This window comes from Novosphingobium subterraneum, from assembly GCF_000807925.1.
Lineage (GTDB): Bacteria > Pseudomonadota > Alphaproteobacteria > Sphingomonadales > Sphingomonadaceae > Novosphingobium > Novosphingobium subterraneum.
In genome coordinates this window covers 66,102-77,004 of sequence record NZ_JRVC01000008.1, presented here as the reverse complement: position 1 = coordinate 77,004, position 10,903 = coordinate 66,102, and the positions used below count along the sequence as shown (strand labels likewise).

The following is a 10,903-nucleotide window of genomic DNA, read 5'->3' as shown; positions in this document are numbered from 1 at the left end:
CCGTCGTGACCTGGTTCGAGCGTGTCCGCCCAGACGGCAGGAGCCCTGCCCGCAAAAAGCAAGCTGGCTCCTATTGCGAAGATCTGCCGCGACCGCCCCTGCATGAGCTTAGCCCTCCGGTGTGATCGTCGCTTCAACCGTGCCAACGGCGAGCGGCAATTCGACAGGAATGGTCACCTTGCGGGTCTGGTTGCCGCCCACGAGGCCGAAGCCGATTGTCTGCTGGATTTCAGGACCGGAAAGCGTGCGCCTGAATTGCTCTTTTCCTGCGGCATCCTTTTCAACAATGCGCAATTTGCTACCGCTCAAGTAACCGTGGACGGCTGAAGCATTTCCAACGGTCACGACCGCCACCGGCTTGCCAGCGCCATCCTTGCCAACTTCGGCGCTTGTGACTTCCAGCTTCGGCTTAACACCGGCAGGCGCAACGCTGGCGAGGACCTGAAAATTGTAGAGTATCTGAATTGCAGATTGGCCTTCGGGCAACTTTACCGGCAGCTGTGCGACCGTGACGTAGTAGTGCCTGCTGCCAGCCAGAGCAGGGTCGCCAACGTATTGGACGCGGAAGGTTTGCGTCTGGCCCGGCTCAATAAGAGCTTGCGGGGGGAATACGAGAAGGTCTCCGGGGTCCTTGCCGGTCGGCGAAACGCCGGTCTCGGTCAGGCGGAGTTCCTGAACAGTCAGCTCGACCGGCAGCGGGCTGGCGAACGTGTTCTCGACCGTGATGACCTGCGACATGTCACGTCCCGATGTCTTGAGATCGATCACGACTGGCTGCACCGTCATCGCCATGGTCGAGGCAGCCGGCAGCAGCAGCGAAACGGCAGCAGCAGACATAAACGAGACATTCGATTTCACGTGAAGTTCCCCCTGCCCGCAGGCAATAGATTCAATCAGTTGGCTGCAGCTGAATGACGATCGTGTCGTCGTAGTCGCCGGCAATCAGCGGCGTGCCGCCATCGGGCGTGTTGACCAGAAGAGCGAGATTGCCCGTCGCGCCATTCGCCACCGCCAAGGTCAGCATGCCTGCGTTGCTGCTTCGCTCCTGACTGGCCCCGGCCCAGTCGAGGCGCAGCGTGTAGGGCAACAGATCCGCGAAGCCCTGCGCCTGCGTGCCGGCGGCTCCGATCCTGCCCAACCCGCCCCTGCCCGACGCTGCGGTTACCCGGTGCGAGGCATTGCAGGTGGCTGGAATTTCGAGCTCGAAACTGGCCCCCCTCGGCAGAGCGGTGTTGGGATCAACCAGGCGCGTCAACCCAACCGTGGCATTGCCGTCACCCGTCGCCTGGAAGTTGGCGTTAGTTACGGCTTTTGCTCTGGGGGTGCTGATTACACAGGCCGAACCTGCAGTCGCACTGAGTTCCAGCACTCGAGCTGCGCGATCCGCCTCTTGGGCATTGGCTGAGACGCCAAGCGCGAGGGCCGCGGTTATGAGCATGAAGCGCATTATTTCGGCTCCAGCGTAATGCGCAGCGTATCGCCATAAACTCCGGCAAGTACGGGCGCATTCACGCCGCCATTGGATGCTCCGGCGAGAATGGCAAGGCGCAAGGTGACAATTCCCGCTGTCGCCTGGTCAACGTCGATACGCTCCTCGCGATTGCTGCGAATGCGGGCATCCATCTGGATTTGACCGGAAGAATTACCCCAGGTGAGGTTGGCATCATAAGGCAAGGCCGTCGCAAATCCCGGTGCATCGGTGGCTTGCCGTCCATCGGTGGGCCACAAACCATTATTTTCGGACTGGATGCGGATCTGATGCGGATAGTTGCAGACGGCCGAGAATGACACGGTGGCGCTCGCCGGGCGGGCAGCGAGCGTCTGCTGATCCAGCAGTTGCGTTACCTGCAGAGTGTCACCCGAAATGCCATTGAAGTTGACGAGCTGACCTGCCCGCAGTTCGCCGCCAGCAAGCGTGCAAACCTGCGGCGCAGAACCGGTGACCGGGAGCCCCCGAGCGCTCGCCGTCTCCTGCGCGGCGGCCGGAATCGTGCCCAGCGGCAAGACCGCGATGGCGAACATGATGGAACAGCGCGCCATGCTTCAGCTTTCCGGCGTCAGCGTCACGGTAACCGTGCCGCGATAGGAGGTGTCGGCAACGAGGCGCAGGCCGCTTCCACCGGTGGTCGCGAAGTCAGCTATTCCCACGGTGATCGGTCCGCTGAAGGCCGTCGTCCGTTGCTGGATCGCTGCAGGGTTGCTTGCCGAAGCGGTGCTGAAGCTGGCTGGAACTGTCGTCCAGCCTGCCGCCGTCGCCGTAAAATCAACGCTGCGTGAGAATCCCGTCGGCGCAGTGGCCGTGAATGTCTGCGCAACTACGGGCGTGGCAGTAACCGCGATCGAACTGCGTGACGAACAGAAGCTCCCCGCCAGCACCTGGGAAGGTGCACTGAGATCGGAGCGGAGGAGACCTGTGGTCGTATCGACGAGAATGCCCAGGTCGAAAACGCCACCGGCTTCCGTCACCGAGCCACCGACACAGATTGCCGGAACAGTTCCGACAACCGCGAAGTCTGCCGAGTCACTGGTACTCTGGGCTTGGACCGGAGCCGAAACGACAACGGAAGAGATAGCTGTGAAAAGCTTAAGCCTGTTCATGGCCGCTTACTCCGTTACCGGTACGGGACCGAGGGTTACAGTGACTAGGCCGCTGTAGTTTCCCGCAACGAGCAGAGCGTTCTGAGGCGCCGAGAACGAAGACAGCGCGACTTCGATGTCACCAAGTTTCGGGCTGGGCTGCGTGCTTCCCGTCGCGGCAGAATCGGGAGAGGCCCCGTCGGCCGCAGCATTGGTTGTCGCAGCAGTACCGCTATTGCCCCATCCGGTTGCGGTGGCCGTGTAGTTCACGGCACGGGAAAATCCGGGCGGCGGCGCAATTGTTGAATCGCCAAGCAATGCGGTCGCCCTTACACCGAGCACCGAGCCGGCAAAGTTGCAGAAGCTTCCGGGTAGCGAGACCGACTGCGTGGCGAGCGCGGCAATCCGTCCGACGGATGTACCAGAAGTCTGCACCATCTGGCCAAGATCGACTACCGCGCGCGAAGGTTCACCCAGGATGCACAACCGTGCGACGGAGCCCGTCACAGCGACCTGACCCGACGCTGTGTCGGAAGCCGTTTCCTGCGCAGACGCAGGCGCAGCCATCCCATATAGAGGCAGCAAAAGCAGGCTGGACTTGAACAGTGCGGATTTCATCGTCGTGCTCCTGGATGAACTTTTCACGCGCAATGCAGATCAGACGGTGGGTGAGAGGAAGACCTCGACCTTGCCCGTGTAGGCACCAGCGACGAGCTTCTTGCTTGCGGCCGTGGACGCGCCCAGCGTGACGGCGATGTTGCCGGAGAACATGTCGACGTTGGCGGCAGTGCTGGCGACCGCATCGGTGCTGATGTCAGAGAAGCTCTTGCCGTTTGCCGAGACCGAAGCAGTGTAATTGACAGTGTCGGTGAATGCAGCCTCGGCACCGGACGTGACCGGCTGGTCTCCGGTCAACGCGGTCGCCTTGACAGAGAGGGTGGCTGCAGAATTGTTGCACCAACCCGTGAGCGTGCGGGTCTGACCATCAACCTTGCTGGTGTCGAGGCCGCCGTCTGCGTCAGCCAGTTCGCCCAGCGGCAGGTCCTGCGAGGACGTCACGAACTTGCACTTGGCGGTTACGGAACCGGTGATGTTGACAGTGCCGGTAACGCTTTGACCAGAAGCAGGCATTGCCGAGAGGGTTGCTGCGGCGGTCGCCGCGAGAAGGATCTTACGCATTTCATTTCTCCTGGAAAAAGGCTCGATCAATTCAGGCCACGGGTTGGATGTTTACGGTGATGGTGGAGGTGTAATTGCCGGCGACGAGCAGGTTCGACGCGCCACCTCTGGTCGAGAAGCCATAGGCCTTGACGGCTATGTTGTTCCCCGAAGCTGCGAGACGGCCAACAGTCGCTGAATTGGCTGCGGTGGCGCCGGTGGCGGTGCTGTATGTCACGGTGCCATTTCCGCCGGCCGCGAGCGCGACCTGCATTTCGGCGGTATAGTCAATCTCGTTGGAGTAGCCCGAAACGGCGGCGGCAGCTGTGCTGAGACGGTCAGCCACTATCGCAAGAGAGACGCTGGCCGAAGTGCAAACCACGCGCGTGGCGACCGGGGTTCCGCCCGAGGCTGCACTGGTGGTGGTGGTGAACCCGGTCGCCAAGGTGCCGTCCGAGGCGTCCAGCGCGCCTAGCGCGATCGTGCCGGTGAAGGCCTGGGTCGCCGAGCCGCCCGGTGCAACAACGGAGCACCTTCCCAGGACGCTGCCAGTGACATTGACCGTGCCAGTCGTCACCGTCTGCGCCTGTGCGGAAGCGGTTGTGATTGCAATTGCGGTAGTTGCGGCGAGCAAGGACAGCACGGTCTTCATGGCAATCGGCCTTTCAGTCTGCCGCCAAAGGCGGCGTGAATTGGTGCCGGGACAAGCCCGGCTGGAATCGTCAGGTTACAAAGCGGCGGAAACCGTCACGGTCAGGGTGTCAGAGTAGGTCCCCTGAACCAGAACGGACGGGCCCGCGTATGCCGGGGCGCTTATCTGGAGGTAGGCACCAGCAAGGTTCTGGGAACTGGGAGCGACACGAAGCCCTTGGCTTTGCGTGGCAGGTCCTATGAACGAGCAAGGCGTGCCCGCCGTGATGGAAAGGGTGGCTGCCTCGCACTGATCGGTCACGCTGCCACCTCCGGTGCCAACCAGGTTGAGTGTCACCAGATAGGGGGCGATCCCCGTATATCCTGGCTCCGAGGGTTGAGTACCGCTGCGCAATCCACCGTTTGCGGACGTGACAGCAACGCGCGCGGCGCCATTGCAATTCAATGTAAAGGGAAACTGATTGGACCAACCTGACTGGTCAATTTGCCCGGCATCGAAGCTGCCGGATGGTGCACCGCCAATAGCGAAGCCGCACCGGCCACCAACAGATGCGGTGACAGGTAGGGTCAGCGACACGGGAGTACCACCGGCGTATGCCGTCGGCCCCGCGATGGTTGACTGTGCCAGAACGGCAGACGGGCACGTGGCCGCAATCGCCGTCAAGCCGATCCTGATCTTGTGCATCAACATGCGCACTGCTCCCTGCTGCCTTACGGCAACTCGGCGCGCTTGCCTTGCGATGGAAACACTTGCCCTTTTACGGGCGCAATTCTTCAACCTTGGAAATGTAGGTCGACATCTCCAAGCGGATGAAATTGGCTTCAGTGTTCGTCTTCGGTGGCAATGCGCCTGAATTGGTTAACTTGCAGGTAACCTTTTACGCTCGACACAACGCCTGCCGTGACTCACGATGCATCCAAATCCGACAGAATTTGCCCCAGATGCGTCGCATCTGGAGAATTAAAAAATAGAGTAAACAGGCTTCACCTGGCCCCGTCGCTTGAAACAGGGAACAGCTGGTAAAACCGAAAATTCCTTTTGTTTTCGTATCTTGGTGATTTTTTACCGCCACTCGCCGAGAGCTTATCTACACTCAGAAGAGCGAAGAAACTGATAATATTAAAGAATATAGTTAATTACCGGCAGACGCCGATCCGTTAGGAATGACAAGAATCAATCAAAATCTCAGAGAATTTGCACCTGTTCGCTTCCGATTCGCAGCGTCTACCGGCGAGATGACTGAAGCTCTGCCTCCATCATCTTCCGCATCTCGAATTTCTGGGCCTTGCCAGTCACGGTCATGGCGAAAGCCTCGACTATGCGGATGTGACTGGGGACCTTGTAGTGCGCGATGCGCCCCTTGCAGTGCGCCAGCACATCATCCGGGCCGAGGTCTTCCCCTGCCCGGGCGATGACCCACGCGCAGACTTCCTCGCCAAACTTCTCGTCCGCAACACCAAACACTTGCGCGTCTTGAACGCCCGGGTGGGTGAGCAGGAACTCCTCGATCTCGCGCGGGTAGATGTTTTCACCACCGCGGATGATCATGTCCTTTATACGGCCGGTAATCCGGATGTATCCATTCTCGTCCATGGTAGCCAGATCGCCGGAATGCATCCAGCCGTCAGCATCGATGGCTTCGGCAGTCTTGGCAGGATCATCCCAGTAACCAAGCATGACGGCATAACCGCGCGAACAATACTCGCCCTGTTCGCCAATCGGAAGGACCTCGCCATCGAGCCCCACGATCTTGGCCTCGGCATGGGGATGGACGCGGCCGACGGTGCCAACGCGCTCCTCAATTGGATCGTCGGTAGCCGTCTGCGTGGTCAGCGGACTGGTCTCGGTCATGCCATAACCAATCGTGACCTCCGTCATGTTGAGGCGATCCATGACCTGGCGCATCGTGGTAACCGGACAAGGCGAGCCCGCCATGATTCCGGTACGCAATGTGCTGACGTCGTAATCATCGAGGTCGGGCTGTGCGAGGATGGTGATGAACATCGTGGGGACGCCGTACAGCGCAGTGCAACCTTCAGCCTGCACCGCCTCAAGCGCCGTCTTGGGATCGTATGCCTCACCGGGATAGACCATGGCCGCGCCACTCGCCAAGGCGGCGAGGTTGCCCAAGACCATACCAAAGCAGTGATACAGCGGGACCGGAATGCAGATGCGGTCGCTCACCCCGAGCTTGATTGTCCGCGCCGTAAAGTAGCCATTGTTTAGGATGTTGCGATGGGTGAGCGTTGCGCCCTTGGGGAAGCCGGTCGTGCCGCTGGTGAACTGGATATTGATCGGATCGTTCTGACTAAGCGTGGCGTCTACGGCCGTTAGCCGACCATGATCAGGTTCGGCGCGCAAGGCGTCCCACGGTTCGAAGCCATCATGTACCGCATCACCAAGAGCAACCATGCCGCGCAGCATCGGCAACTTGGCGTGTCCCAGTTCGCGCAGCATCGCAATGTAGTCGCTGGTCTTGAAGCTGGCTGCGGTGACGAGAAAGGTACAGCCGACCTTGTTCAGCGCATATTCCACCTCGCTGGTGCGGTAGGCAGGATTGATAGTGACCAGAATCGCGCCAATCCGGGCCGTGGCAAACTGCAGCACGGTCCATTCAGCGCAATTGGGTGCCCAGATGCCGACGCGGTCGCCCTTTGCCACCCCACGATCGAGCAGGCCGGTGGCAACCCGATCGACCTCGATGTCCAATTCCGCCCACGTCCAGCGAATGCGTTGATGGCGAGAGACGAGAGCCAGTTCCCCTCCCCATGCTTGCGCCGCGTCGCGCAACGCCTGTCCGATCGTCTTTTCCAGGAGCGGCTCTTCCGTGGCGCCCTTGGTGTAGGAAAAATGCGTCATCGTTTGATATTCACCACTTGGGTCTGTGTGTATTCGGCAAGGCCCTCGACCGATTGTTCCACGCCAAGGCCACTGGACTTGAAACCGGCCATCGGAATGTGGGGGCCAATCGCGATGTGCTGATTGACCCACACCTGCCCGCTTTCGATCCGCGAAGCAATGTCCGCCGCACGCGCTACATCCTTTGACCATACCGAACCGCCAAGACCGTAGTCCGATGCGTTGGCGCGTGCGATCACATCTTCGACATCATTGAATTCGATTACTGGAAGAATGGGGCCAAACTGCTCTTCATCGACAATCCTGTCACCGTCGGTCACGTCACGGACGATGGTAGGGCGGATAAAGTACCCCGCACGCTCCATCACTTCGCCGCCCGCAACGATCGTGCCATCGGCTCGTGCCGCCGCGATGAAATCCTTGATCTTCTCGAACTGCATCGCGTTCTGGATCGGCCCGATCTGGGTGCCTTGCTGCAGCCCGTCGTCCACGACGGCAGCTTCGGCAAGGCGGGCGAGTTCCTCGCACATGGCGTCATATATGTCAGCGTGGACGTAGGCGCGCTTCACGGCAAGGCAGACCTGCCCGTTGTTGAAGAAGGCGTTGCCGAAGATCGCCTGCGCCGTCTCGCGAACATCCACATCTTCCAGTACAATAGCAGGGTCGTTACCGCCCAGCTCCAGTGTAACGCGCTTCAACGTATCGGCACCGCTTGCAGCGATGCGCTTGCCAGTGGCCGTAGAACCGGTGAAGCCGACCTTGGCGACGTCCGGATGAGCTGTCAGGTGCGGTCCGAGGTCATTGGCATCTGTAATGATATTGACCACGCCAGCGGGGAATACGTCCCGGCAGATCTCGCCAAGGATCAGCGCACAGACCGGCGTTGTCGGCGCGGGCTTGAGCACAATGGCATTGCCCGCCAGAACCGCAGGACCAATCTTCCAGCAGGCGACGAGCAGCGGAAAGTTCCAGGCGATAATTCCGACCACCACGCCCAACGGACGGTGCTTGACCGCGATGTAACCCGATTCATCGTCCTGGATGACACGATCGGGCAGCTCCAGCGTGGCATAATGGCGCAGATAGCCATCGGTCATGGCCAGTTCGCCCATGGCCTCGGCAAGCGGCTTGCCTTGTTCCATGGTCAAGGTCCGAGCCAGTTCGTCCTTGCGAGCAGCAATTGCGTCCGCAAGCTCAAGGAGCTTTGCCTGCCGGTCGGCCCAAGGCACGGCTGACCAAGAGGGGACGGCCATCTTGGCTGCTGCGATAGCCGCATCTGCCTGAGCGGCAGAGGCCCGGGGAACCGTACAGAACGGCTCGCCGGTTGCGGGATTGATCACATCCATCGTCAGTTCGCCATCGACGAGGTTGCCGCCGATCAGCAGCTTGTAGTCAGCCATGGTCCTCTCCTGGCGGCTTTGCCGCCTTGCAATGTCAGAATGTCAGAATTTTGCGCCCACCGTGACCCCGTACATGCGAGGGTTGCCGATGTGGTTGTAGTCGAACCCGAAGCCTGCCAGCAGATCAACCCGAGAGGTGAAGTAGAACTTGTCGGTCAAGTTCTTACCCCAGATCGAGGCATTGAACCGCCCGTCCGCGCTTTCCCAGTCGATGTGCCCGCCGACCAGAGCGTAGGAGGACTGGCGCAAGCGGGGAACATTGAGGACTTCGAAGAACTGGCTCGATTGGTATGCGACGTCAGGATGCAGCGAGAGCTTGCCCATTCCGCCGTCGAAAACCGTCAGGTCGATGGTCGCGTTGAAGGTCAGCGTCGGCGCATTTGAAAGGCGGTTGCCTGCCACGTTCACGCCGCTCACGCTGCCACGCTGAATCTTGGTCGCCAGCAGGCCCATGCCGCCATGGAAAGTCAGCCGGTCGCTCGCACGGATGGTCAGCTCGGCCTCACCGCCATAGATACGGGATTTGGGAATGTTGAGCAGTGTCTGTGCAGCCGACGCCGGATCGACATTGATGAACTGCTGGTTGCGATAATCGTAATAGAAGCCAGCGACATTGAGCGTGACCTTGCGGTCAGCGAATTGTGTCTTGGCTCCCACCTCGTAGGACGTGACCTGCTCCGGCTTGGCGATCGACAACTCGGACGGATCAAAGAAGGCCTGAGCGTTGAAACTCGGCGCACGATAGCCCCGGCTGATGCTTGCATAGACAAGGTTGCCGTCGGCCAGCTTGTAATCGAGGCCAATCTTGCCCGAGAGGTTGTCCTGCGAATAGCGCAGCGAGGACAGCGGGATCAGATTGGCGATCAATGTGCCATCAACGCCAAGTGCATCTGACCGGAAACCGCTCTGGACGCCGGTATCGTGGGTGTAGCGCAGGCCACCCCGCATCGTGACGGATTCTGTCAGCTCGTATTTGACATCGGAATAGATCGCATAGCTCTTCTTCAACTGATCGAAGCGATTGCGGAAGAGGCACGCGAGCGGAAGGCCCACCGCACAGTCATCTGCGGTGATTCCCGGGACGCCGTCAGAGTCTATATCCTTGCCGATCTCGAAGGTCGTTTCGTTGAACACCTTCTCGCGGTGGAAATAGCCGCCAAGGATGAATTCGAATGGGCCACCGAAGTCGCTGGTCAGGCGCAGATCCTGGGCGAACTGGGTCGCACGGTCGTTGTAGGGAATCTCCAGCAATTCACTGGCCGTGCCATCGGTATCTTCGTAGAAGAACAGGCTACCCTTGTCCCAGGCGGTGATGCTCGTGACGGTCAGCGTATCGGATATGTCGAACGTGCTGGTCAGTGCCACCGAATAGGTACGCGCCCGGCGCTTGGCATCGATGTTCGAAGCGATCTCCCGCTTGCCAAGGCCAGGACGGTTCGCTGCTTCGGGCTGCGCATAGATTCCGTAATTGTAAGGGTTCTGGAAACTGGTCGATGCGCGCAGGACAAACCGGACCGTCTCGCTCGCCTCGACATTCAAGGTGGCCCTGATCGCGTACTCGTCAGTCGAGGCAAGGTCCGGCTTTCCCGGCACCACGTTCTTGAACCAGCCATCGGCCTTGGCATAGGTCCCGGCAACGCGCAGCGCCGCCTTTTCCCCCAGCGGCACGTTGACTGCGCCGTTCAGGTCGACGCGGTTGTAATTCCCATAGCCTGCATTGAAGTAACCGCTGGTTTCGCCAAGCTTGGCGTTATTGGCAATGATATTGACCGCGCCGCCCGTGGTGTTCTTGCCATAAAGCGTGCCCTGGGGGCCACGCAGGACTTCGACCCGTTCGAGATCATACATGGCCACGCCTAGAAAGGCGAAGTTCCCCTTGTAGACTTCGTCATAATAGGTCGCGACGGGGCTTGCCTGATTGAGGCTGTAGTCCGACATCGAAACGCCACGCAGCGAGAAGATTGGCGTATTGTCGCCCACGATCGATGTCAGCTGCAGATTGGCAACCTTGGTGACGAGGCTGTCAACATTTACAACCCGTGATTTGGAGAGCGTGTCGCCGCCGATCGCTGAAACGGAGATCGGAACGGACTGCAGGCTTTCGGCCCGCTTTGTCGCCGTGACGACGATCTCCCCCGCTGGTGCTGCTTCTTCGGTCTTGGCATCCTGGGCAAGAGCCGGTGTCGCGACGAGAACGCATGTTGCGGCTACCCCAGCCAGCGCGATCCCACGGAAAAGACGTTCCCTCATTGTCTTT

11 protein-coding genes are annotated in these 10,903 nt (G+C 60.1%); all 11 read right to left on the bottom strand.

From position 1 onward, the window contains the following. Positions 1-108: 108 nt before the first annotated feature. A complete protein-coding gene (locus NJ75_RS09715) occupies positions 109-858 on the bottom strand; it encodes a fimbria/pilus periplasmic chaperone (RefSeq protein WP_236727113.1) in 750 nt (249 codons plus the stop codon). 31 nt (positions 859-889) lie between these two features. Continuing rightward, positions 890-1,447, bottom strand: a complete 558-nt coding sequence (locus NJ75_RS09710; RefSeq protein WP_039333882.1) for a hypothetical protein — start codon at positions 1,445-1,447, stop codon at positions 890-892. Further along, positions 1,447-2,040, bottom strand: coding sequence for a hypothetical protein (locus NJ75_RS09705; protein ID WP_039333880.1), 594 nt, complete (start codon positions 2,038-2,040; stop codon positions 1,447-1,449). Before NJ75_RS09705 ends, NJ75_RS09710 begins: the two co-directional genes overlap by 1 nt. 3 nt (positions 2,041-2,043) lie before the next feature. Beyond that, positions 2,044-2,598 (bottom strand): hypothetical protein, encoded by a 555-nt coding sequence (locus NJ75_RS09700; protein ID WP_039333878.1) that lies wholly within the window; start codon positions 2,596-2,598, stop codon positions 2,044-2,046. 6 nt (positions 2,599-2,604) lie between these two features. After that, positions 2,605-3,195: a hypothetical protein gene (locus NJ75_RS09695; protein WP_039333876.1), complete on the bottom strand. Its 591-nt coding sequence runs from the start codon at positions 3,193-3,195 to the stop codon at positions 2,605-2,607. A gap of 39 nt (positions 3,196-3,234) precedes the next feature. Next, the gene (locus tag NJ75_RS09690) at positions 3,235-3,756 is read right to left on the bottom strand and encodes a hypothetical protein (protein ID WP_039333874.1); all 522 of its coding nucleotides are present in this window, start codon (positions 3,754-3,756) and stop codon (positions 3,235-3,237) included. Positions 3,757-3,787: 31 nt separating this feature from the next. Beyond that, positions 3,788-4,387 (bottom strand): hypothetical protein, encoded by a 600-nt coding sequence (locus NJ75_RS09685; protein ID WP_039333872.1) that lies wholly within the window; start codon positions 4,385-4,387, stop codon positions 3,788-3,790. Between the two features lie 75 nt (positions 4,388-4,462). Next, positions 4,463-5,077, bottom strand: a complete 615-nt coding sequence (locus NJ75_RS09680) for a hypothetical protein (protein ID WP_039333870.1) — start codon at positions 5,075-5,077, stop codon at positions 4,463-4,465. A 534-nt stretch (positions 5,078-5,611) separates the two neighbouring features. Beyond that, positions 5,612-7,246 carry an AMP-binding protein gene (locus tag NJ75_RS09675; protein WP_039333869.1) on the bottom strand — a complete coding sequence of 545 codons (1,635 nt, stop codon included), beginning with the start codon at positions 7,244-7,246 and terminating at the stop codon, positions 5,612-5,614. Beyond that, on the bottom strand, positions 7,243-8,646 hold the full coding sequence (locus tag NJ75_RS09670; RefSeq protein ID WP_039333867.1) for an aldehyde dehydrogenase family protein: 1,404 nt from the start codon (positions 8,644-8,646) through the stop codon (positions 7,243-7,245). Before NJ75_RS09670 ends, NJ75_RS09675 begins: the two co-directional genes overlap by 4 nt. 42 nt (positions 8,647-8,688) lie before the next feature. After that, on the bottom strand, positions 8,689-10,896 hold the full coding sequence (locus NJ75_RS09665) for a TonB-dependent receptor (protein ID WP_052242284.1): 2,208 nt from the start codon (positions 10,894-10,896) through the stop codon (positions 8,689-8,691). Positions 10,897-10,903: the final 7 nt, after the last annotated feature.

Bases quoted from the DNA above. Each gene is read 5' to 3' on its own strand.
- NJ75_RS09710 (WP_039333882.1), bottom strand. From the start codon at position 1,447: ATGCGCTTCATGCTCATAACCGCGGCCCTCGCGCTTGGCGTCTCAGCC.
- NJ75_RS09705 (WP_039333880.1), bottom strand. From the start codon at position 2,040: ATGGCGCGCTGTTCCATCATGTTCGCCATCGCGGTCTTGCCGCTGGGC.
- NJ75_RS09700 (WP_039333878.1), bottom strand. From the start codon at position 2,598: ATGAACAGGCTTAAGCTTTTCACAGCTATCTCTTCCGTTGTCGTTTCG.
- NJ75_RS09695 (WP_039333876.1), bottom strand. From the start codon at position 3,195: ATGAAATCCGCACTGTTCAAGTCCAGCCTGCTTTTGCTGCCTCTATAT.
- NJ75_RS09690 (WP_039333874.1), bottom strand. From the start codon at position 3,756: ATGCGTAAGATCCTTCTCGCGGCGACCGCCGCAGCAACCCTCTCGGCA.
- NJ75_RS09685 (WP_039333872.1), bottom strand. From the start codon at position 4,387: ATGAAGACCGTGCTGTCCTTGCTCGCCGCAACTACCGCAATTGCAATC.
- NJ75_RS09680 (WP_039333870.1), bottom strand. From the start codon at position 5,077: ATGTTGATGCACAAGATCAGGATCGGCTTGACGGCGATTGCGGCCACG.
- NJ75_RS09675 (WP_039333869.1), bottom strand. From the start codon at position 7,246: ATGACGCATTTTTCCTACACCAAGGGCGCCACGGAAGAGCCGCTCCTG.
- NJ75_RS09670 (WP_039333867.1), bottom strand. From the start codon at position 8,646: ATGGCTGACTACAAGCTGCTGATCGGCGGCAACCTCGTCGATGGCGAA.
- NJ75_RS09665 (WP_052242284.1), bottom strand. From the start codon at position 10,896: ATGAGGGAACGTCTTTTCCGTGGGATCGCGCTGGCTGGGGTAGCCGCA.